The organism is Streptomyces sp. NBC_00316, from assembly GCF_036158715.1.
GTDB lineage: Bacteria > Actinomycetota > Actinomycetes > Streptomycetales > Streptomycetaceae > Streptomyces.
Genome location: NZ_CP108023.1, coordinates 4,129,501 through 4,150,058, shown reverse-complemented (window position 1 = coordinate 4,150,058; position 20,558 = coordinate 4,129,501). Strand labels below are relative to the sequence as shown.

The 20,558-nt window shown below is 71.1% G+C and carries 19 protein-coding genes; 4 read left to right on the top strand and 15 right to left on the bottom strand.

The features are described from left to right. Window positions 1-69 precede the first annotated feature (69 nt). The 12 genes from eccCa to OG878_RS18390 all read right to left on the bottom strand — a co-directional run bounded on the left by eccCa (window position 70) and on the right by OG878_RS18390 (window position 15,381). The gene (gene eccCa, locus OG878_RS18445; protein ID WP_328887801.1) at window positions 70-4,044 is read right to left on the bottom strand and encodes a type VII secretion protein EccCa; all 3,975 of its coding nucleotides are present in this window, start codon (window positions 4,042-4,044) and stop codon (window positions 70-72) included. Window positions 4,045-4,081: 37 nt separating this feature from the next. Beyond that, a complete protein-coding gene (locus OG878_RS18440) occupies window positions 4,082-5,590 on the bottom strand; it encodes a nucleotide-binding protein (protein WP_328887800.1) in 1,509 nt (502 codons plus the stop codon). 54 nt (window positions 5,591-5,644) lie between these two features. Further along, a complete protein-coding gene (gene eccD, locus OG878_RS18435; RefSeq protein WP_328887799.1) occupies window positions 5,645-6,985 on the bottom strand; it encodes a type VII secretion integral membrane protein EccD in 1,341 nt (446 codons plus the stop codon). Between the two features lie 108 nt (window positions 6,986-7,093). Beyond that, on the bottom strand, window positions 7,094-7,405 hold the full coding sequence (locus tag OG878_RS18430) for a hypothetical protein (protein WP_328887798.1): 312 nt from the start codon (window positions 7,403-7,405) through the stop codon (window positions 7,094-7,096). An 842-nt stretch (window positions 7,406-8,247) separates the two neighbouring features. After that, complete coding sequence (locus tag OG878_RS18425; RefSeq protein ID WP_328887797.1) at window positions 8,248-8,604, bottom strand: hypothetical protein; 357 nt, start codon at window positions 8,602-8,604, stop codon at window positions 8,248-8,250. Between the two features lie 44 nt (window positions 8,605-8,648). Further along, a complete protein-coding gene (locus tag OG878_RS18420; RefSeq protein ID WP_328887796.1) occupies window positions 8,649-9,050 on the bottom strand; it encodes a hypothetical protein in 402 nt (133 codons plus the stop codon). Between the two features lie 15 nt (window positions 9,051-9,065). After that, window positions 9,066-11,849 carry an ADP-ribosyltransferase gene (locus OG878_RS18415; RefSeq protein WP_328887795.1) on the bottom strand — a complete coding sequence of 928 codons (2,784 nt, stop codon included), beginning with the start codon at window positions 11,847-11,849 and terminating at the stop codon, window positions 9,066-9,068. Further along, window positions 11,846-12,238, bottom strand: coding sequence for a DUF6507 family protein (locus tag OG878_RS18410; RefSeq protein WP_277327598.1), 393 nt, complete (start codon window positions 12,236-12,238; stop codon window positions 11,846-11,848). Before OG878_RS18410 ends, OG878_RS18415 begins: the two co-directional genes overlap by 4 nt. Before the next feature lie 86 nt (window positions 12,239-12,324). Continuing rightward, window positions 12,325-12,636 (bottom strand): pore-forming ESAT-6 family protein, encoded by a 312-nt coding sequence (locus tag OG878_RS18405; RefSeq protein ID WP_328887345.1) that lies wholly within the window; start codon window positions 12,634-12,636, stop codon window positions 12,325-12,327. A 28-nt stretch (window positions 12,637-12,664) separates the two neighbouring features. Beyond that, entirely contained in the window at window positions 12,665-12,997 is a 333-nt protein-coding gene (locus OG878_RS18400) for a hypothetical protein (RefSeq protein ID WP_277327600.1), read from the bottom strand. Window positions 12,998-13,267: 270 nt separating this feature from the next. Further along, the gene (locus OG878_RS18395; protein WP_328887794.1) at window positions 13,268-14,668 is read right to left on the bottom strand and encodes an NAD(P)/FAD-dependent oxidoreductase; all 1,401 of its coding nucleotides are present in this window, start codon (window positions 14,666-14,668) and stop codon (window positions 13,268-13,270) included. Between the two features lie 50 nt (window positions 14,669-14,718). After that, window positions 14,719-15,381 carry a rhomboid-like protein gene (locus OG878_RS18390; protein ID WP_328891293.1) on the bottom strand — a complete coding sequence of 221 codons (663 nt, stop codon included), beginning with the start codon at window positions 15,379-15,381 and terminating at the stop codon, window positions 14,719-14,721. 9 nt (window positions 15,382-15,390) lie between these two features. Between OG878_RS18390 and OG878_RS18385 the strand changes: the two genes are divergently transcribed. Both OG878_RS18385 and OG878_RS18380 read left to right on the top strand, forming a co-directional pair. Next, a complete protein-coding gene (locus tag OG878_RS18385; RefSeq protein ID WP_443049128.1) occupies window positions 15,391-16,326 on the top strand; it encodes an aminoglycoside phosphotransferase family protein in 936 nt (311 codons plus the stop codon). A 55-nt stretch (window positions 16,327-16,381) separates the two neighbouring features. Further along, the gene (locus OG878_RS18380; protein ID WP_328887792.1) at window positions 16,382-16,855 is read left to right on the top strand and encodes a GNAT family N-acetyltransferase; all 474 of its coding nucleotides are present in this window, start codon (window positions 16,382-16,384) and stop codon (window positions 16,853-16,855) included. A 32-nt stretch (window positions 16,856-16,887) separates the two neighbouring features. Here OG878_RS18380 and OG878_RS18375 read toward each other — a convergent pair whose 3' ends face one another. Then, entirely contained in the window at window positions 16,888-18,087 is a 1,200-nt protein-coding gene (locus OG878_RS18375; protein ID WP_328887791.1) for an NAD(P)-binding protein, read from the bottom strand. A 126-nt stretch (window positions 18,088-18,213) separates the two neighbouring features. Between OG878_RS18375 and OG878_RS18370 the strand changes: the two genes are divergently transcribed. After that, window positions 18,214-18,900 (top strand): pentapeptide repeat-containing protein, encoded by a 687-nt coding sequence (locus tag OG878_RS18370; protein WP_328887790.1) that lies wholly within the window; start codon window positions 18,214-18,216, stop codon window positions 18,898-18,900. 21 nt (window positions 18,901-18,921) lie between these two features. Here the strand turns inward: OG878_RS18370 and OG878_RS18365 are convergent, their stop codons facing one another. Together OG878_RS18365 and OG878_RS18360 are read right to left on the bottom strand one after the other, a co-directional pair. Continuing rightward, on the bottom strand, window positions 18,922-19,419 hold the full coding sequence (locus OG878_RS18365; RefSeq protein WP_328887789.1) for a hypothetical protein: 498 nt from the start codon (window positions 19,417-19,419) through the stop codon (window positions 18,922-18,924). A gap of 102 nt (window positions 19,420-19,521) precedes the next feature. Then, window positions 19,522-20,082: a LuxR C-terminal-related transcriptional regulator gene (locus OG878_RS18360; protein WP_443049259.1), complete on the bottom strand. Its 561-nt coding sequence runs from the start codon at window positions 20,080-20,082 to the stop codon at window positions 19,522-19,524. Here OG878_RS18360 and OG878_RS18355 point away from each other — a divergent pair. Next, window positions 19,969-20,481, top strand: a complete 513-nt coding sequence (locus OG878_RS18355; RefSeq protein ID WP_328891292.1) for a GlcG/HbpS family heme-binding protein — start codon at window positions 19,969-19,971, stop codon at window positions 20,479-20,481. The two genes, OG878_RS18360 and OG878_RS18355, sit on opposite strands and share 114 nt — an antisense overlap. Window positions 20,482-20,558: the final 77 nt, after the last annotated feature.

Below are 20,558 nucleotides of genomic sequence, written 5' to 3'. Positions count from 1 at the left end.
CCTTCGTGGTGCGTGGCGTGGTTGTCGTGCGTCGCGTGATCCGCGTGCGCGGGCCGGTCGCGTGGTGGCTCATCCGGCGGTGTACACGGTCTGGATCAGCCGGTTCGACTGGCCCCTGCGGACGAGTACGCCGCGCCCGGCCGGCTGCTGGGTGGCGTACACCCCGGGGAACAGCTGGCCCTCGCTGCGGTCGCCGGCCATGACGACCGCCGAGGCACCCGACTCGCGCAGGCCTTGCATCAGCGGTTCGTACATGCCGCGCGAGGCGCCTGCGACCCGGCGGGTCAGGACGAAGTGGAGTCCGATGTCGACCGCGGACGGGATGTACGGCAGGAAGGGTGCGAGCGGGGCCAGTCCCGCGGTGGTCAGTACGTCGTAGTCGTCGACGAGGACCACGATCCGCGGACCGCTGCCCCAGCTGCCGGGCTCCAGGTCCTCGGTGCCCGCGCTGTCGTCGGGCAGCCGCTTCTCCAGCTCGGTGGCGATACCGGCGGCGAGGCCGGCGCACATCTTGGCGTTGTACGCGTAGCCGCCGCGGAACTCCTCGGGGATCGCGCCGCGCAGGCCGCGTCGCGGGTCCATGACGGCGAAGACGAGTTCGTCCTCGCTGTAGCGCTCGATGAGTCCGCCGGCGATGGTCTTGAGGAGGTTCGTCTTGCCGCATTCGCTGTCGCCCATGATCAGCAGGTGCTGGTCGTGGTGGAACAGGTCGAGGAGGACGGGCGCCAGGGCGGTCTGGTCCAGGCCGATCGGTACGCGCTGCGGTTCGGCGACCGGGCCGGGCAGCAGGTGCGGTTCCAGGATGTGCGGCAGGACCCGCACCGGCTGGGCGACTTCGCCGCTCCAGGTGGCGCGGACGGTGCGGGCCGTCCGTTCCAGGACGGCGCCCAGGTCCGAGGTGTCGGGGAGCCCGTCGGTGCGGGGGAGGGCGACCTGCGCGAAGAGCTTGCCGTCGGTGAGGACGCGGCCGGGCTCGTCGGGCGACAGGGTCTGCGCGAGCTTGCGGTCGATGCTGGACTCGCTGGGGTCGTTGAGGCGCAGTTCGATGCGGGTGCCGAAGTTCGACTGGGTGGCGATGCGGACGTCGTTCCAGCGGAGCATGCCGGCGACGACGTGGATGCCGTAGCCGCCGCCACGCTTGAGGATGTCGACGACGGCATCGTCGAGCTCCTCGAAGTCGTCGCGCAGCGCGCCGAAGCCGTCGATGATCAGCACGATCTCGGCGGAGGCCAGCTGGGGCAGCCGGCCCGCCGCGTGGAGGGTGCGCAGCTGCTCGACGGAGTCGATGTTGTGCTCGCGGAAGAGTTCCTCGCGCGTGGCGAGGGCGCCGCGTACCTCTTCGACGGTGCGTCCGGCGCGTTCGCGGTCGGCACGTCCTGCGACGCCGCCGACGTGCGGCAGGTCCGACAGTGCCTGGAGGCCGCCGCCGACGAGGTCGAGGCCGTAGACGCCGACCTCCTGCGGGGTGTGGGTCAGTGCGATGGACAGGGCGAGGGTGCGCAGCAGGGTGGTCTTGCCGGACTGCGGGCCGCCGATGACGGCGGCGTGACCGCCTGCCACGGTGAGGTCGAGGTACCACTCGCCCTGCCACTGCTTGGTGGGGTCGTCGAGCAGGCCGAGCGGAACCCGGAGCGGGCTGCTGCGCTTGGCGAGCTGCATGCCGCGCGGGCCGACGTCGAGCGGGCCTGCGACCTTGTCGAGGGCGACGGCCGCGGGCAGCGGGGGCAGCCAGATGCGGCGTACCGGACCGGCGGCCTTCTCCAGCTGTCCGACGATGACGCCCATCTCGGTCGGCCCGGTCTCGCGACGCCTTGAGGTCGGCTCCTGGTCGCCGGAACCCTCCTTCTTCGCAAGGGTGTTGAACGCCTCGTACTCGAGGGCGAGCGGTCCGGAGTCCGCTTCCTCGGCGCGCTGTACGGGGCCGCGGTAGGCGCCGGACACGTAACTCGCCTTGAAGCGTTCGTAGTGGCTGGTGTCGACCTTGAGGTAGCCGAAGCCGGGCAGCGGCGGCAGGTGGAAGGCGTCGGTGGTGTCCAGGACCGTGCGGGACTCGTCGGCGGAGAAGGTGCGCAGGCCGAGCCGGTACGAGAGGTAGGTGTCCAGGCCCTTGAGCTTGCCGCCCTCGATGCGCTGGCTGGACAGCAGGAGGTGTACGCCGATGGAGCGCCCGATGCGTCCGATGGACAGGAACAGGTCGATGAAGTCCGGCTTGGCGGTGAGGAGTTCACCGAACTCGTCGATGACGACGAACAGGTGCGGCAGCGGGTCCAGGTCGGGTCGCTTCTCGGCGCGCAGGGCGGCGTAGTCGCCGATGTCGGCGACGTTGCCCGCGTCCTTGAGGACCTGCTGGCGGCGCTTGACCTCGCCGGCGAGCGAGGCGTGGACGCGTTCGACGAGGCCGGCCTGGTTCTCCAGGTTGGTGATGACACCGGCGACGTGCGGGAGATCCGCGAACGGTGCGAATGTCGCACCGCCCTTGTAGTCGACGAGGACGAGCGCCAGGTCCTCCGGCGGGTGGGTGGCGACCAGGGCGAGGACGAGGGTGCGCAGCAGTTCCGACTTACCGGACCCGGTGGCACCGACGCACAGGCCGTGCGGGCCCATGCCGAGCTCGGAGGACTCCTTGAGGTCGAGGAGCACCGGTTCGCGGGCGTCGCTGACACCGATCGGCACGCGCAGGAAGGAGCGTTCGCCGCGCGGTGCCCACAGGCGTTCGAGATCGAGCTGTGCGACGTCGTCGATGCCGAGGAGGTCGGCGAAGTCGACGGGGCCGGACAACGGGGCGTCGACGAGCGATTCGGCGGCGAGCCGCAGGGGGGCGAGCATCCGGGCGAGGCCTTCGGCGAACGGGATGGTGACCTCGTCGACGGTGCCGTGGGCGCTGATCGGTTCCTTCTCGCGCAGGTCCTCGATGAGCACCTCGTTGCCGTCGACGGTGATGCGCACGCCGACGTGTCCGGGCTCCTGGACCCGGTGTTCGAGCAGGTGGAGCATGGTGACGCTCATCTCGCGCAGGCCCACCGCGTCGTCCGGGCACGGCAGGTCCACGGCGTCCTCGCCGTGTCCGTCGGCGACGACGAGCAGCCGCGACGTCATGGACAGCGCGTCCTTGCCGGACAGGCCGCGGCGCACCTCGGCCGCGTACGAGGCGCGCCGGCGCAGTTCTGCCCCGATCTGCCGGGCGAGCTGGGGTGCGGACGGGGCGATGCGGCGGGCGGCGACGGGGCCGTCGAGCTGCTCCGTGTCGAGCAGATGCGGCATCCACTTCGCCCAGTCCCAGTCGGCGAGCCGGTCGCCGGGCACGGCGAGGGCCATCGCCACGTCGTCGGGGGCGTGGGTGGCGGCGGTCTGCACGAGCAGGGCGCGGGCGACGCGCAGGCAGTCCTCGCGGGGGCCGATGACGCTGACGTTTCCGACGCGGTCGAGCGGGACGGTGAGCGGCAGTTCGGTGCCGGTACGGAACCGGGCCATGAGGGCCGACGCCTCGTTGAGCATGAAGCGGTCGGGCGGGGAGAGGACGGAGGAGCCCTGCTGGGCGACCTTCAGATCGCGTACGGGCATTTCGCCGGTGCCGACGCGGACCCGCAGGAAGTCGCCGTCGAAGCGGCGGCGCTCCCAGAGCCGGGCCGGGTCGCGCACTATGTCGTACAGGGCGTCCGGCGGCGGTGTGAGGATCTCGGTGCGTTCGCGCCGTTCGCGTTCCTCGCCGGAGAGTTCCTCGCGCAGGTCCTCCAGATAGGCGAGGTAGGCCTCGCGCTGGGTGCGGCGGGTGCGCTGGGCCTTGCCGCGCTGGGAGAAGACGAGGGCGACGGAGCCGATGACGGTGACGACGAGGATGATCGCGCCGAGTCCGGCGAACTGACTGTTGCGCACGACGGTCATCATCACGACGGACGACATGACGCCGGCCACGGGCAGCAGCGACATGGCGATGTTGCCCGACTTCCCCTCGGGGAGGTTGGGCGGGGCCTCGATGGTGCGTGCCTCGGAGGGGGCCGCGGGCCGGGTGGTCCTGGCCGGGCGGTGGATCAGTCGGGTACTCATCGGCGTCCGTCACTCACGGTCGGGCTCGGCATCGGGTTCAGTGGCGCTTCTGGGAGAGCTGGAAGACGTCCGCGGCGAGACGGGTGACGGCCTCCCGGGTCGAGTGGGCGAGCAGCTCGGTGCGGATCAGGCCGCCGGCGGCCAGGTGCCGGTCGTACGGCAGGACCTGGACGCTCGCCCCGGTGGACCTGAGCTTCTCGGCGGCCTCGGTGAGGTCGAGTCCCGTGTGCGGCACCAGTTCGGTGAGTACGACGACGGTGCCGGCGATCACATGCTTCGGCAGTCCCTGCATCCACTGGAGCACCGAGTAGGTGCTGGTGACGCCCTCCAGCGTGGCGGGGGCGGTCAGGATGCGGGCCTGGGAGGCGGAGAGCGCGACCCGGGCGACCTCGGCGGGCAGCGTCTCGCAGTCGACGACCGTGACGCCGAAGTAGCGGCGCAGGGAGACCATGACGCCTTCGTACGCCTTGCTGCCCAGCATGGCGCCGATCTGTCCCTGGCTGCCGGGCAGCAGCCAGGCGTTGCCCGGGAGCTGGACGAGATAGCCCGTGATGTCGAGGAGCGACATCTGCGGTTCGACGATGTCGGCGAAGTCACCGATGGTCCAGCGCAGCGTCTCCGCGCCGAGCCGCAGCGGCAGCGAGCCGAGCGCCGGGTCGGCTTCGACGACGAGGACCGGGTCCTGCCGGTAGTGCGCGTACGTGGTGCCGAGCAGCGCGGCGACGGTCGTCTTGCCGGCGCCGCCCCGGATGGAGGTGACGGCTATCTGCCGCCCGGTCGTCACGGGCTGCTGGAGCACCTCGGCGATCCGGGTGATCTCGGCGACTTCCTTCGCCGCCGACGAGGAGACGGTGCGGCGCACGGCGCGTGTGGCCCGCGAGGCGAAGGACTGCCCGTGCCGCGGCTTGCGCCCGGTGGTGACCAGGGCCTTGTCGACCACGGGCCGGGAGTCGGGGGTGTGGTGGGGGCGGGTGGTGGGGGTGTAGGCGGATGCCTGCGCCGTGGCGGTGGCCCGGGGCTGCTGCGGGGCGGGGGCCTGCTGGTGGGCGGCCTGCTGGTACGCGGCGGGGGCGCCCTGGTACGCGCCCTGCTGCGGCGGGTAGCCGTAGGCGGGGTCCGGCGCGGGGGCGGGCTGGGCGTGACCGGGGTGGCCCGCGGGGGAGGGCTGCTGGGGCGGGTAGCCGTAGCCGGCGGCCGGCGCGGGGGTGGCCTGCTGCGGGGACGCGTAGCCGTATGCGGCGTCGGGCGCGGGCCCGGGGTGTCCGGGGTGGGCCGCGGGGGCGCCCTGGTACGCGCCCTGCTGGGGCGGGTACCCGTAGCCGGACTGCGGTGCGGCGGCGGCCTGCGGGGGTGCCGCGTACCCGGCGGCGGGGTCCGGTGCGGGGGCGCCCTGTGCGTGTCCGGCAGGTCCCTGCGTACCGGGTCCCTGCGGGCCCTGCTGGGCCGGACCCTGCTCCGGGCCGCCCTGCTGCGGGGTGCTCGGCCGGCCGGCGGCGCCGCGCAGGTCGCGCAGCACATCGCCCTGCCAGTTGTCTCCGTTCGGCATGTCAGCCTTCCTCTTTCCGCCCTGCTGCCCCGCTCGGAGCGCCTGAGCGTCGACTCAGAACTTGTTGAGCAGCTGTCCGTACACGCCGAACGCCCCGACGGCGAGCGGGAAGAGCCCCACGACACCGATGGATTCGACCAGGTCGCCCATGCGCCGCAGCCGGACCTGCACATGTTCGGGCGGCTGCACCGCCAGGACGAGCAGCGGCAGGACCCCGGCCGCGCACAGCACGGCGAGCGGTCCGGCGCCTCCGGAGTGCTGCATCCACACCATGACGAGCCGTACGACGAGGACCGCGGCGGCGGCGATGAGTGCCACGACCTCGGCGACCAGAGGGAAGGCCCGCGCCCGGGAGAGCAGCACGAGGGCCACGAGTGCGGGCAGCGCCGTGGTCCACACGGTCGGCGTGTGTGCCTGTGTCAGCAGCCAGCCGCCGGCCGCTGCGGAGAGGGCGGTGACGGTCGTCGCGAGAGCGAGGCCGCGGTGGGTGGCCGCGAGCGCGTTGCCCACCTGGTGGCGGCTGACGGAGATGCCTCCGGAGCGGCGGTCGTCGAGTGCGGTGAGACCGGAGGCCATCAGGGCCAGCCGGGGCAGCAGCCCGAGCAGCACCACCGAGAAGACGGCCATGACGGCGCCCAGCCGGGACAGATCGTCCTGGACGGCGGCGACGGCTTCCCACACCACGGTGATCGCGGCGGTCGCCACGGCTCCGATGAGCCCGCCGCGGCCGAGCGGCGAGAAGTAGCCGAGCAGCAGCAGGACGAGGACGAGTGCGCCCGCGACGGCGGCGAGCCGCGCGGTCCCCGGCCAGTCGTACGCGTCGGAGGCGGTCCAGGCGGTGACGATGCCGAGCCCGCCGGAGGCCAGCAGCAGGGCGGTCGCGAGACCGCGGTTGCCCTGACCGATCCTGGCGACGAGCGCGCCCGCCACCAGAAGAAGGAGGGTGACCGCGACGAGTGCGCCCGCCAGGGTGTCGAGCGCGAACTCACGACGGGCGAGCAGCGCGGCGATCACCGCGAACGCCACGGTCGCCACGCCCGCGCTGGCCCGGCGCGCGGCGGGACGCCAGCGCCACGCCTGGAGGTCGAGGTCGTCGGCCACCAGATCGGTGACGTCGTGGACGACGGGGGCGGGCGGCGCGGAGTGGGCCCGGACCAGCCGGAGCACGGCGCCGTCCGCGATCTCGGCGGAGGACAGGGTGCTGTCGTGCGGCAGCGCGGAGCCGTCCGACGTGATCAACTGCCGTGTCATGGGGCGTGCCGCGGCCCGGTCGTCCAGCAACTGCAGGATGTCCGGGAGCAGTTGCCCGATCGGTGTGTCGGAGGGCAGGACGATGTCGGCCCGGCGTCGCTCGCCGACCAGGGTCACCCGGCTCAGCTGAGCCCGGGAAGTCATTGCTGTGCTCACCACTTTACGGGAACCTATCGTCGCGACGTTGAGGACGGGGGCCGGCTGGACGCGCCCGGGGTGCTGTTCACGGAAGTCGTCATCGGGCGGCCGGAACTACGGAGAACCGGGGCTGGATTCACCGGACTTGTCCGGTTTCGCTGTGGCGGCCGGCTGCTCGTACTGCTGCTCCTGGCGCTGCTGCTTCTCCTGCTCGGCCTTCTGCTTCGCCAGCGTGTGCTGGAGGAAGGACCACCCGACGCATCCTGCGCACAGGACGGCCGCGATGGCGATCCCGGCGAACACCTTCCCGAGCCGCTCGTCCGCCGTGCGCCGGGACCGCTGCACACCGAACAGCAGCGCGTCCCGCATCCTGCGGCGGCGTACCGCCACCGATTCCAGAAGCTGGCTGTCGTAATCCCGTGCCATCAGTCGTCCGCTGCCTCAGTCGTCCGTTGCCTCGGTCATGGTCGGCGAACCGTCGCGCGTACCGCGTCCTGCGTCCACCGCATCAACGTTGCCGTGCCCGGCCGCCGATCGGTGGGCACGCCCGACGCGCGCCACGGCGCCGACGCCGGCGTCGGCCGACTTCGTCCGCGGTGCTGCAGTCGGTTGCGTGTGTTGCGGCATACGGAATCCCCCTTGCTTTGCCTCCGCAACATAAGGCATGGACAAGTCAGCAGTACAACCCGGAGTCGGGAGTGGGACAGACCCCGGACAATCATGAAGCAGTTCCAAAGCAGAGGAATCAGGGCGATGCAGACGGGGGACCGGTGACGGGTGGGGCGGGGCGGGCAACAGCGCGGCGCGGATGCGGCTCCGTCCGCGACGATGCCGGTGCACGGCCGGTGCTGTGCGGCTCAGTGGGCCCGCACGCGCCGGGCCGAGCGGCTCAGTTGTTCGCGCACCGGCTCGGGCGTGCTGGGGCGCCTGCCCGAATGCCGCAGATTCCACGGACGACACCGCGCCGTCGTGGACGAATCTCGTTGCCCTGGGGCAGGGGCGACCGGACCGTTGCGGTTGAGGGAGCGGGCACCCGATTCGTGCACAGGCCCCGCGCCGCCATGGCCTCTGCGGTGTCCTTCGTGGGGGATGCGTGGCGGGGAATGTGCGCGACCACGTGGCCCCCCTCTCACTCTCTCACTGGATCAACTCTCTGAGAGCGGCAAGAGTGGTGGTAGCGCGGTGGCCCTCCGGGCGCCGCGTCGAACAACAGGTCCTCGTTCAGGCGTGGGTTGGGCGGTCGGTGTGCCTCGCTCATCGTGGAGAGGTCAGCCCTTGCTCGCCAGTTCCCTGAGTTCGTCGAGGGTCGTGCATTCGGCCGGCGAACCGGGCATGACGTGGCTTCCCTGGATGTCGCTCGTGTCCAGGATCAGCTCGGCGAGCAGGGCACTGGGGGCGATGCCACGCGCCTTCGCGTCCCGCAGCTTCCCAAGCCATGCGGCACCGGCGTTGATCTCGGCAGCGCCGAGCCCCGGCGGTACCACCCAGCCGGCGGCTTCACCTTCGTCGTTCGCCCAGACATACCCGATCACCACGCCGGTGCCGGCGGCCACCCGCACATACCGCACAGGTCCCTGTGCGACACGGCTGTAGCGGGGTGGTCCGGCGATGCGCTTGAACCGCATGTCTTCTTCGAAGCGCGGATTGGAGTGGTGTTCGCCGGTCGTTCTCACTCCGGGTTGGCCAGTTTCCTGACCACGTCGGGGTTCGGGGCTTCGCTCAGCGAGTCGGGTACGACGTGGCTGGTCTTCGTGGGGTCCGACTCCTGGATCATCTCTGCCAGGGCGGCGGTCGGTGCGATGCCCCGGGCCTTTGCGTCGTGGAGCTTGATGGCCCACACGGAGCCCTCGTTGAACGCCTCGTCGCCGCCCGCCTTGCGGACCACCCACCCGGCCGCGTCGTCCTCGTCGTTCGCCCAGGCGTAGCCGATCACCTGGCCGTCCCTGTCCGCCACTGTCAGGTACTGAACGGGCTTGTTGGATACATGGCTGTAGCGCGGTGGCCCGCCGGGCGCCACGTTGAACAACAGATCCTCGTTCAAGCGCGGATTGGGTCGCTGTTCCCTGCTCATGCGTGCAATGCTCCCTTACTTTGCAGGTAGGACTTCCCCGTAGACCTGGGCCTGACCATTTTCCATGAAGACACGGGTCACCCTGAACTCGGAGCCACGGGCCAGGAGCAGTTCCCGTTCCTCCACGTCGAACTTGCTGACCTTCTCCAGCCAGAGTGCGGGCGTCCCCTTCGGCACGCGGAGATGCAGGATCGCCTCCTTGCCGGCGAAGCTGGGAACCGGGTGATTGCCGAGCGACGTGGAGGTGTACCCCTTGTCGGGGTATGTATTGCCCAGCATGTCGAGCGGAGACTCCAGGTTGAGGTGGCCCAGACCAGTACCCCGGACGACCATGATGTCGTCGGGCACAGGCCGGGTCGACATGACCCTGTCCATCTCGCCGATGTCGTGCAGCACCTCGGGCCTGGGGCCGAAGCCGGGCGTGCCCCGCAGATGGCCGTTCATGTCGTGATACGAGGGGAACGTCTCGCCGGTGTAGTCCCAGAGCGCCTGCTTCGCCGACGGGTCCAGGTTGTCGACGTAGTCATTCCAGTAGTCCCGGCCGTAATCGATCGCTGCGAGATCGTCGGTGAACGGAACGGTGCCGTCGGTCAGTTCGGCTGCGGCGACCCTGTGCTTCTCGGCATGCGAGAGGGCCTTGAAGTCCTCCGCAGACATGTGCGGGGTGTACTTGAAGTCGTCCGCCGCGCCGGCGACATCCGTCCCGTCCGCACCGGGATGGCCGGCCGTCGCCGCGTCGTCCGCACCGTGCAGGGCGTCACCGGCGGCGCCGTGCGGGTCTACATGCCCGCCGGTGTCACCGGCGTGCGCCGCGTCGTCCGCGTGTGAGCCCGTGTCGTCGGCGTGCGAGGCCGCGTCGTCGGCGTGGCCGCCGTGGTGCGGGGCGTCGTGCCCGTGCGTACCCGGTGTGTCGTGCCCGTGCGTGGTCGGCACGTCGTGCCCGGGGCCGTGCGGGCCCGCGGGCGGGACGTCGTGCCCGGCGCCCGTCGGGAGGTGCTCTCCCGGTACATGCGCTGCCGGTCCGCCGGGTGCGTGGCCTGCCGGGTCGAACGTCGAGGGGGCGGGTCCGAACGAGCCGCCGGGTACGTGCGCTGCCGGGCTTCCTGGTACGTGGCCTGCCGGGTCGAACGTCGAGGGGGCGGGTCCGAACGAGCCGCCGGGTACGTGCGCTGCCGGGCTTCCTGGTACGTGGCCTGCCGGGTCGAACGTCGAGGGGGCGGGTCCGAACGAGCCGCCGGGTACGTGCGCTGCCGGGCTTCCTGGTACGTGGCCTGCCGGGTCGAACGTCGAGGGGGCGGGTCCGAACGAGCCGCCGGGTACGTGCGCTGCCGGGCTTCCTGGTACGTGGCCTGCCGGGTCGAACGTCGAGGGGGCCGGTCCGAACGAGCCGTTCGGTACGTGCTGCGCCGGAGCGCCGGGCACATGGCTGCCCCCGTCGGCCGGCACGTTGTCGAAGCCGCCCGTGTGCGGCACACCGGGGATGCCGCTTCCGGCATGGACTCCGGGCACCGACGCCGACGGGATCTGCCAGGAGGTGGGCAGCGACGTTCCGGGGACCGTGGCGTGGGGGATCGTGGGTGTGTCGATCGGGGTGTTCGGGGGGATCAGGTTGCCGTTGGGGTCCAGGAGATGACCGTCGGGCAACTGGAACGAGCCGTCGGGCAGCGTGGGGATCTCGACGTTGCCGATGCCCTTGAGGCCCTTGGTGATGTCGCCGATCTTGGAGAGGCCGGCGCCTGCGCCCTTGGCTATGTAGGTCATCGGGTCGATGACCTTGCCCGCCTTCCCGGCCACGGACAGGACCTTCGCGACCGCGCCGGCCTTGCCCGCACCGGATACGCCGGCACCGGCGCCGCCGGTGAACACGGTGGTCAGGACGTTGAACGTGACCGCTCCCGCGGCCCGTCCCGGGTTCTTGCCCCACTCGTCCCACGCGACCAGCGCCTTGCCGGTCTCCTTCATCGCGGTGCGCGAGTCCCGCAGCCAGGACGGCAGCTTGTCGTCCGGCAGCGTCCAGAACAACGCTCCCGCACCGGGAATCGACGTGATCACCAGACCGGTCGCGAGCTGCGCGAGACCCTTCCAGGCCTGGCCCATCGCATCCCAGCCGCCGAACCCGACCAGGGTGCCCAGACCCTTGATCGTGCCCCAGATCCCGTCGACGATCAGCCCGTCCCAGACGAACGACTTGACCCAGTGCCCGACTTCCCAGACATGGTGCTTCTCCTCCATGGGGTCACCCCAGGGGAGTTTCGCGTTCTTGAGGTCCTCGGCGTTGAACCCGTACTGGTCCTTACGCTCCGAGCCATCGCCCGCGACCATCTGCGTCCCGCCGAACAACGCGGTGATCTTGTTGTGGCAGGTGCGCTCGGCGGCCCAGAACGCGGCAACCGTCGTCGTGACATCGTCGCGGAGCTGATTGTGCTCCTCGATCTTGTCCTCGTCGTACTCCCAGTCTTCGTCGTCCTTGACCTTGTTCACGAACGTCGTCGCGTCCGCCTTGAGCTGCGCGAGCTTCGTGACCAGCGGACGCACTTCGGTGGCGTAGTCCGACAGAGCGGTGGAGACCTTCTCCAGGTCGTCGGCGAAACCGTCGGACCGGTCCTGGACCGGCTTCGTCGACGCGAAGAGCCGCTCCGCCTCCGGCGCCCGGTAATACGCGGACAACCCCTGGAACTGGGTGTGCACATCCGATCCGGTGCCCCGGATGTGCCCGGCATCCGTCTTCAGACTGCCGTAATCCTTCTCCAACTGGCCCAGATCACCGGTGAACTGCGGTATCGCTTCCGGCTTGATCACTTGGTCTGCACCCCGGGCTTCGTCAGATCCAGATCCGGGACACCAAGAGCCTTGCGCTGCGACTCCGCAGCCATCTCCAGGTCACCGTTCAGGTACGCGGTCGTCGCATCCACCGCACCGGTCAGCGACTTCCCCGCCCGCGCCGCGATGAACTTCAGGTCCGACGTGGCATGTTCGGCGTACTGCGACAGCGCGAGCGCGACGAGACCACCACCGGCCTTCTCACCGCCCTCACCACCGCCCTCCGCAGTGATCGTGCCCGCACTCGTCGCCGCCGACGTCAGATGCTCCCCGTACGCCTTCGCATACGTCTCGATCTTCCCCGCCGTCTCACCCGTCGTCTTCAGCACACCCTGAATACCCTGCGGCTTCAGATCCCAGCCGGTCATGCGCTACCTCATGCTCCCCGATACCGACCGGCGCCCATCCGCACCCAGGTCAGCCGATGTTGTCCGCCGCGGCCTGCGTCCGCGTATCAGCCGATGTTGTCGACTGCGGCCTTCGCGCGCGTGATCGTGTGCTGCGCGGTGCCGTCGTTCTTCTCCAGCGTCGTCTTCAGCAGCTGGATGATGTTCCTGACCTCCTGCGAGGCCCGGTTCCACCGCAATTCCTTGCCGTGGTACTCGTCCGCGACACCGTCCGCCGTGAAGTCCGCCATCGCGGCCTTCACCTGCGCGTCACGCGCCGCGATCACTTCCTCCAGACGCCCGATCACGACCTGGATATTGCCCTGCACATCCGCCGACGCACCCGTGTCGTACGCACGACGATCACTGCCACCAGCCATCACGAACCCCTACCCCTACCCCTGCAGCTCAGCGTCCGCCGAAGCGGGCCGCGTCGAAGTTGGCGGCGCCCATCTGCTGCCGCGCGTTGTCGCCCTGCTCCTGGTCACCGGAACCGAACGCCGAGTCCATGCCCGACTGGCCGCCCAGCAGCGACGCCAGCGAACCGTTCAACGCCGCCGTGATCTCGTCCGACCGGTTCTTGAACGAGTCGAACGCGACCCGCCCCGCACCGTGGAACTTCCCCTCCAACGGCGCCGCCGCCTGCACCAGCTGACGGATCAACGTGCCCAAGTCATCACTCGAACCACGCGACTTCGACGTCAGCGTCGACAGAACCTGCGCCCCCATGTCGAACTTCATGTGCATCCCCCTGCCAGACCGAGTGATCCCATAGAGCGCCATCCTCGCGAACCCGGCCCGCCGGTTTCAACCGGAGGTCCCCGCTGTGACCAAGGCATGACGAAGTCATGCAAGATCAAAAGTGGTGGAAGGGGATATTCGGGCCGTCGCATGTGCGCCGGTTCGCGGGATCTCCAGGAGATCTCCGCAGGATCTTCGCCGGGCTCGTTCCGGTTCCTTCCCTGCTCGGCGCCGGTGCATGGGCGGCACCGGCGCCGGCTCGGCCTCGGTTCAGTGCCGTCCGGCCAACCGGTCCGCGACCTTGGCGAGTCGGTCGGTGCCGGGCCGGGGGGAGGCGAGTTCGCGGCGGTCCGCGGCGCGATAGGCGGCGTACATGCCGTGGACGCCGATCCAGCGGAAGGGTTCCGGTTCCCAGCGCCGGACCTTGTGGTTCACCCAGGGGAGGGTGGTCAGATCCGTCGGTCCGGACTGGCCGGAGTCCTGCTGGATCAGGTCGCGCAGGGTGCGGGCTGCCAGGTTGGTGGTGGCGACGCCGGAGCCGACGTAGCCGCCGGCCCAGCCCAGTCCGGTGGACCGGTCGAGGGTGACGGTGGCGCACCAGTCGCGGGGGACGCCGAGGACGCCCGACCAGGCGTGGTCGATGCGGACGCCCGCCGTGGTGGGGAAGAACCGGACGAGGATGTCGCGCAGCGCCTCGATGGTGGCGGGCTGGGTGCGGCCGTCGTTGTCGGTGGCGGAGCCGTAGCGGTAGGGGACGCCGCGGCCACCCAGTGCGATGCGGTCGTCGGCGGTGCGCTGGGCGTACATGTAGGCGTGGGCCATGTCGCCGAGGGTCTCGCGGCCGTCCCAGCCGATGGTGTCCCAGATCTCCTTGGGGAGCGGCTCGGTGGCGATCATCGAGGAGTTCATCGGGAGCCAGGTGCGTCGCTGGCCCTGGAGGCCGGCGGTGAATCCCTCGGTGCAGCGCAGGATGTACGGGGCGCGGACGGTGCCGTACGGAGTGTGCGCGTGCTTGGGCTTGATCTCGGTGACGGGCGTCGCCTCGTGGATGGTGACGCCGAGTGCCTCGACGGCGTCGGCGAGACCCTTGACGAGTTTGACCGGGTGCAGGCGGGCGCCGTGCGGGGTCCAGGTGGAGCCGACCGCCCCGGTGACACGGATGCGTTCGGCGGTCTCGCGGGCGCCGCGCAGGACGCGGTCGGTCTCGCCGAAGGCGATCTCCACGGAGTGGAAGTCCTTGAGGCGGGCCAGCTGGGCGGGGGTGTATGCGACTTCGAGGACGCCACCTCGGTGGATGTCGGCGTCGATGTTCTCCTCGGCGGCGACGCGCACGACTTCGTCGACGGTGCCGTTCATCGCCTTCTGGAGGCGGACCGCGGCGTCGTGGCCGTGGAGCTTCGCGTAGCGGTCGCGGCCGGCGATGCCGTTGTAGAGCCAGCCGCCGTTGCGCCCGGAGGCGCCGTAGCCGCAGAACTTCGCTTCGAGGACGGTGATGTTGAGGAAGGGGACGGCCTTCTTGAGGTAGTAGGCGGTCCACAGGCCGGTGTATCCGCCGCCGACGATGCAGACGTCGGCCGTGGTGTCGCCGGGCAGGGGTTCGCGGGCGGTGGGGGTGCCCTGATCCGCGTACCAGAACGATATTCCGCCGTTGGCCGTGCTGACGGTGCTCATGTTGCCCCTGCTTGTCCGGTGTGAAGCCCGAGTCTCTGTGTGGCGGGACGTTACTGCGCAAGGGGTGGTTTCGTCGTCCCCCGGGTGAGCGGGTAGCAGGCGAGACCGACGAGCGCGCCGGTGAGGTGGCCGAGGTCGGTGAAGGTGCGGCCGGTGATCAGCGGAACGCCGTAGACGACGAGGACGGCGAAGAGGTACACCGGCCGCCAGGGTCGGGGGACGTGGTACGTGAGGACGGCGACCACGCCCGCGAGTGCGTAACTGACCCCGATGTCCAGGGCGTTGACCACGGACACGGGAGCCTGTCCGTGGCGGACGGCCCAGGCGAGGGCGCCCTCGCTGACGAGGGTGGCCACGACGTGCGCGAGCGCGGCGACCACGAACCAGCGCAGTGTCCCGAGCCAGCGTTCTGCGCGGGCGTGGAAGACCGTGAAGAGGAAGGCGTACGGCAGCCAGCGGCCGCCCTCGATCCAGAAGGCGCTGGAGATGAGGACGCGTACTGGGTCGCGCAGCAGCTCGTGGATGTTGGTCGAGCGTCGGCGCAGGAAGTCGTCCTCGAAGTCGGGTGACATCTGGTGCACGACGACGGTGGTGACGAAGAGGATCGTCAGCCAGACGTAGGTGCCGGGGGCGCTGCGGATCCAGGAGCCGAGGGCGCGGAGGGCTCGCGCGGAGACCGGGTGTGCGGGTGGGGAGGGGCTGCTCGGGGCCATAGTCGATTGATGCACGGTCCTACGATCGGGTGCGTGATTGACATTCCGGACGCGCTGATCGCCACCCAGTCCAAGTACAACGGCGAGGCCGGGCGGGCGTTTCTGGCCGCACTGCCGGGTCTCGCGGACCGGTTCCTGGAGGAGTGGGGGCTGCGGCGGGACGGGGCCGCGTTGTACGGGATGTGCGCGCTGGTGCTGCCGGTGGTGCGCGAGTCGGACGGCCGGCGGGCGGCGCTGAAGCTCCAGGCGCAGGACGAGGAGACGGTGGGGGAGCCGGTCGCGCTGCGGGTGTGGGGCGAGGCGGGCGCGGGAGCGGTGGAGCTGCTCGGTCACGACCCCGGGACCGGCACGATGCTGCTGGAACGGCTGGACGAGCGGCGGCCGCTGTCGGGGACGGCCGACGCACGGGCGGCCGTCGAGGTGCTCGCCGGCCTGCTCGCCCGGCTCACGTCCGTACGCGCGCCGGAGGGGATGCGACGGCTCGGGGACGCCGCGGAGCGGATGCTGGCCGAGGCGGGGCGGGCGGCCGCGAGGCTGGCGGACACGGGCGAACGGCGGATGCTGATGGACTGCGCGGCGGCGGTGCGGGAGGTGGCGGGCGAACCGGGGGACCGGCTGCTCCACTGGGACCTGCACTACGACAACGTCCTGGCCGGCCGGGCCGACGAGGGCCGGGCGCAGGAGTGGGTCGCACTGGATCCGAAGCCGCTGGCCGGGGATCCCGGCTTCGATCTGATGCCCGCCCTGTTCAACCGGTTCGACACGTCGGGGGTCCGGTGGAGGTTCGATCTGATGACGGAGGTGCTGGGGCTGGACCGGGAGCGGGCGCGGGCCTGGACGCTGGGCCGGGTGCTGCAGAACGGGGTCTGGGCCGTGGCGGACGGGGCACACCGGCTGCCGCCGGAGCAGGCGGAGATCGCCCGGCAGCTGCTGGAGCGGGAGTAGCGGCCGGGAGGGGCAGGGGAGAGGAGCGGTACCGGCGCGTGCATACGCTGCCCTCATGATTCGTACCGCTACCCCTGCCGATGTCCCTGTCATTCACGCGATGATCCGCGAGCTCGCCGACTACGAGAAGGCGCTCCACGAGGCGAACGCCACCGAGGAGCAGCTGTGCGAGGCGCTGTTCGGTGAGCGGCCCGCCGCGTACGCACACATCGCCGAGTCGGACGAGGACGGCGAGGCCGTCGGTTTCGCGCTGTGGTTCCTGAACTTCTCGACATGGCGCGGGGTGCACGGCATCTACCTGGAGGACCTGTACGTGCGCCCGGACCGGCGCGGCGGCGGGCACGGGAAGGCGCTGCTGACGGAGCTGGCGCGGATCTGTGTGGAGCGGGGTTACGAGCGCCTGGAGTGGTCGGTGCTGAACTGGAACGCCCCGTCCATCGCCTTCTACGAGTCGCTGGGCGCGCGGCCGCAGGACGAGTGGACGGTGTACCGGCTGACGGACGGGGCGCTGGCGGAGCTCGGCGGCTGACCTCTGCCGGACATCCGGGGCGCCCTGCGGCCTCAACTCCGCTCGAGGTCGGGCGTCCGGCGGTTCGGGCTGCGCTGCTCGCCCCTTCCGAGAGCGAGCAGGGCCGCCTCCATCCCGCTGTTGAACGACACCTCGCTGAGCAGTCCGGGCGCCGCCACCTGGTCGCCCGCGAGGTAGACACCGTTGCCGCGGTCGATGGCCGGCCGGTCCCGCCAGGTGGTGCCGGGGCGGTCGACCGCGCCCGTACGGCCAGCGGCGAGAGCCTCGCGCCGCCATTCGACGCGGTCGCGCCAGCCCGGGAAGCCGAGGTCGAGGACATCCTCGGCACGGGCGATGCCCACCGCCTTCGACTCGCCGGGGGCGACGGGGAACTGGCCCTGGACGAGCTGCCGGCCGGCCGGGGCAAGAGTGCGGTCCTGGGCACTGAAGCGTTCGATCCAGCCGGGGGCGTCCAGGTCGGAGACGGCGAAGGCGTCGCCGCGCCGGGTGCGCAGGGCCAGGTCGATCAGGGCGGTTCTGCCGCTGTCCCAGGTCAGTGTGGGGTCGCGGAGCAGTCCGCGGGCGGCGTCGAGGGAGGTGGCGACGATGACGGGGCCGCGGCGGGCCACGTCGTCGAGGGCGCTCGGATCGATCCGGCTCACCGTCTCGATCCGGACGCTCAGATTCCAGGCACGTGCGGCCATCCGGTCGACGACCTGCGCCCAGCCGCCGACCGGGTAGCGGGCCTCGGGCGGCAGGGCGGCGGCGCGGCGCAGCCGCTCCTGGACGAATGCGGCGGAGAGCGAACCGGGATCGTGGTGGTAGAGCGCGACGGCGGCGAAGTGCGCGGCCGCACGGGCTCCTTCTTCGCCGACCCGGCCGGTTGCCCAGGTGCGGAAGTCGGTGTCGACGGGGGCCTGTCCGGCGCTGTATCGGGTGAGCCGGAGGAGGTCGAGGGGCGGGGTGCAGCGCAGCGCGCCGCCCAGCCGGAACCGGAGCCGGGCGGCCGCGAGCAGCGGCACGGTGGCGGTCGGGCCGAGGAGGCCGCGCTGCGCGAGCCAGGTCCAGTGCGGTCCGCGGCGGTAGAGGGCGTGGGGCCCGTCGTTGGTGCGGTACGGATCCTCGGCGGTCCTGGCGCGGCCGCCGAGGGTGTGATGGGCCTCGTGGACGGTCACCGGGGCGCCGGACTCGGCGGCGGTGATCGCTGCGGTGAAACCGGCGAGGCCGCCGCCGATGATGTGGATGCGCTGCATGTGTACCGGTCTCCTCGGTCGAAGAAGGCGTCGTCGAAGAAGGCGTCACAGACACGACGGTGTGAAGGGGGCCGGGTGTGACATCGGCGCGGGGGCGTTGTCAGTGGCGTGGGTCACGATGGGGTCATGGCACGTAACAGCAGGAGTGGTGGCGGGAAGGACGCCGTGGCGACGGCGCGGCGGCCGGAGGTGCGGCTGCCGCCGCTCGTTCCGTACGAAGGGGAAGGGCTGGAGCCGGACGGGGACTACGACGGTGTGCGGTTCGAGGGGACGGACCTCACGGACGAGTCGGGTCCGGGCGCCCGGTTCATGGACTGTGCCCTGGAGGGGTGCGCGCTCGACCGTACGGAGCTGGTCAGGGCCCGCTTCATCGACTCGGTCCTGACGGGGGTGCGAGGGGTGGGCACCGATCTCGCGGGGGCGTCGCTGCGCGATGTGGAGGTGGTGGACGCGCGACTGGGAGGGGTGCAGCTGCACGGCGCGGTGCTGGAGAGGGTGCATGTGCGTGGGGGGAAGATCGACTATCTGAACCTGCGCACGGCGCGGCTGACGGATGTGGTCTTCGAAGGCTGCGTGCTGTCCGAGCCGGACTTCGGGGACGCGCAGCTGGTGCGGGTGGAGTTCCGGGACTGTGTGCTGAAGCGGGCCGACTTCACGTCCGCACGGATGGAGTCGGTGGACCTGCGGACGGCTTCCGAGCTGGACATCGCGCGGGGGGTGGAGCGGCTGGCGGGAGCGGTGATCAGTCCGGTGCAGCTGATGGAACTGGCCCCGGCGTTCGCGGCACAGATCGGGGTGCGGGTGGAGGCGTAGCCGGTTTCCGCGGTCCGCCCGTCAGATGCGGGGAAAGCGGGCCTGGAGGTCCCAGATCGCGGGGTTGTTGGCGAGCCCCTCGTGCATGTCGGCGAGGTCCGCGATCAGGTCGTGCAGGAAGTCGCGGGCCTCGCGGCGCAGCAGGGAGTGGCTGAAGGTGAGCGGGGGCTCGTCGCCGGGCATCCAGTCGGCTTCGACATCGACCCAGCCGAAGCGGCGCTCGAAGAGCATCCGGTCGGACGACTCGGTGAAGTCCAGCTCGGCGAACTGCCGCCGGTGCGAGCGGCTGCCGCGGGGGTCCTGGTCGATCTGCTCGACGATGTCGCAGAGAGCCCAGGCGAAGTCGAGCACGGGCACCCATCCCCAGGCTGTGGATACTTCGCGGTCCGCCTTGGTGTCCGCGAGGTAGACGTCCCCGGAGAACAGGTCGTGCCGCAGGGCGTGGACGTCCGCGCGGCGGTAGTCGGTCTGCGGGGGATCGGGGAAGCGTCGGGAGAGGGAGTAGCCGATGTCGAGCACGGTTCGATGGTGTCATGCCCGGGGGTGCGTCGACGCCGGAGCGCTGGGGTGACCCGTCCGTCCCGTATCCGCCGGGGCCGTGGGGGCAGTGGGCGGCCTGGCTCACGGCAGCAGCCGCTGCTCCTTCGCCACGGCGACGGCGCCCGCACGGGTGTCGACGCCGAGTTTGTGGTAGATGCGGCCCAGGTGCGTCTTGACCGTGGCCTCGCTGATGAACAGGGCCCGGGCGATGTCCCGGTTGCCCAGACCCTGGGACAGCTGGCCCAGGATGTCGCGTTCGCGGTCGGTGAGCGTCGGCAGGGGACTGCGCATGCGGGCCATGACACGGCCGGCCACCGGTGCGGAGAGCGTGGTGCGGCCCTGGGCCGCCGAGCGGATCGCGGCGAACAGTTCCTCCGGGCGTTCCGCCTTCAGCAGGTAGCCGGTGGCGCCCGCCTCGATGGCGCGGGTGATGTCCGCGTCCGTGTCGTACGTCGTGAGGACGAGGACGTGGACGCCGGTGGCCGCGATGCGACGGGTGGCTTCGACGCCGTCGATTCCTTCGCCCAGCTGGAGGTCCATCAGAACGACGTCGGGGGTGAGCCGGGCGGCCACGGCGACGGCCTCCTCGCCGCTGCCCCTGCCGCCGCCGTCACGTCCGACACGGCGAACCGGAACCTCCAGCAGACCACTCATCTGACCGTCGCCGCCGCCACCGAGGCCGCGCGCGCCGCCCTCGACGCCGCCGAGAAGGAGAACCAGCGTGTGGCGGTCGCCGTCGTCGACCGGAACGGCAACACCGTCGTGACGCTGCGCGGCGACGGCTCCGGCCCGCAGGCGTACGAGTCCGCCGAGAAGAAGGCGTACACCGCCGTCTCCTGGAACGCCCCCACCTCCGTGCTCGCCGGCCGTCTGGCGCAGGCCCCGAACCTGAAGGACATCCCTGGCACTCTGTTCCTCGCGGGCGGCGCCCCGGTGCAGGTCAAGGGTGCACCGGTGGCCGGCGTCGGAGTGGCCGGTGCCCCCAGCGGCGACCTCGACGAGAAGTTCGCCCGGGCAGGCGTCGCCGCACTCGCCCGGTAGGAAAGCCGACCACAGGACCCAGGAGAGACCGCGCATGCGCTGGAACACGCGGAGCGGCGCGGGTTCGGGGAGATCGC

What these genes read in the sequence shown, in the direction of transcription:
- eccCa (WP_328887801.1), bottom strand. Translation starts at nt 4,044, where the DNA reads ATGAGTACCCGACTGATCCACCGCCCGGCCAGGACCACCCGGCCCGCG.
- OG878_RS18440 (WP_328887800.1), bottom strand. Translation starts at nt 5,590, where the DNA reads ATGCCGAACGGAGACAACTGGCAGGGCGATGTGCTGCGCGACCTGCGC.
- eccD (WP_328887799.1), bottom strand. Translation starts at nt 6,985, where the DNA reads ATGACTTCCCGGGCTCAGCTGAGCCGGGTGACCCTGGTCGGCGAGCGA.
- OG878_RS18430 (WP_328887798.1), bottom strand. Translation starts at nt 7,405, where the DNA reads ATGGCACGGGATTACGACAGCCAGCTTCTGGAATCGGTGGCGGTACGC.
- OG878_RS18425 (WP_328887797.1), bottom strand. Translation starts at nt 8,604, where the DNA reads ATGCGGTTCAAGCGCATCGCCGGACCACCCCGCTACAGCCGTGTCGCA.
- OG878_RS18420 (WP_328887796.1), bottom strand. Translation starts at nt 9,050, where the DNA reads ATGAGCAGGGAACAGCGACCCAATCCGCGCTTGAACGAGGATCTGTTG.
- OG878_RS18410 (WP_277327598.1), bottom strand. Translation starts at nt 12,238, where the DNA reads ATGACCGGCTGGGATCTGAAGCCGCAGGGTATTCAGGGTGTGCTGAAG.
- OG878_RS18405 (WP_328887345.1), bottom strand. Translation starts at nt 12,636, where the DNA reads ATGGCTGGTGGCAGTGATCGTCGTGCGTACGACACGGGTGCGTCGGCG.
- OG878_RS18400 (WP_277327600.1), bottom strand. Translation starts at nt 12,997, where the DNA reads ATGAAGTTCGACATGGGGGCGCAGGTTCTGTCGACGCTGACGTCGAAG.
- OG878_RS18395 (WP_328887794.1), bottom strand. Translation starts at nt 14,668, where the DNA reads ATGAGCACCGTCAGCACGGCCAACGGCGGAATATCGTTCTGGTACGCG.
- OG878_RS18390 (WP_328891293.1), bottom strand. Translation starts at nt 15,381, where the DNA reads ATGGCCCCGAGCAGCCCCTCCCCACCCGCACACCCGGTCTCCGCGCGA.
- OG878_RS18385 (WP_443049128.1), top strand. Translation starts at nt 15,391, where the DNA reads ATGCACGGTCCTACGATCGGGTGCGTGATTGACATTCCGGACGCGCTG.
- OG878_RS18380 (WP_328887792.1), top strand. Translation starts at nt 16,382, where the DNA reads ATGATTCGTACCGCTACCCCTGCCGATGTCCCTGTCATTCACGCGATG.
- OG878_RS18375 (WP_328887791.1), bottom strand. Translation starts at nt 18,087, where the DNA reads ATGCAGCGCATCCACATCATCGGCGGCGGCCTCGCCGGTTTCACCGCA.
- OG878_RS18370 (WP_328887790.1), top strand. Translation starts at nt 18,214, where the DNA reads ATGGCACGTAACAGCAGGAGTGGTGGCGGGAAGGACGCCGTGGCGACG.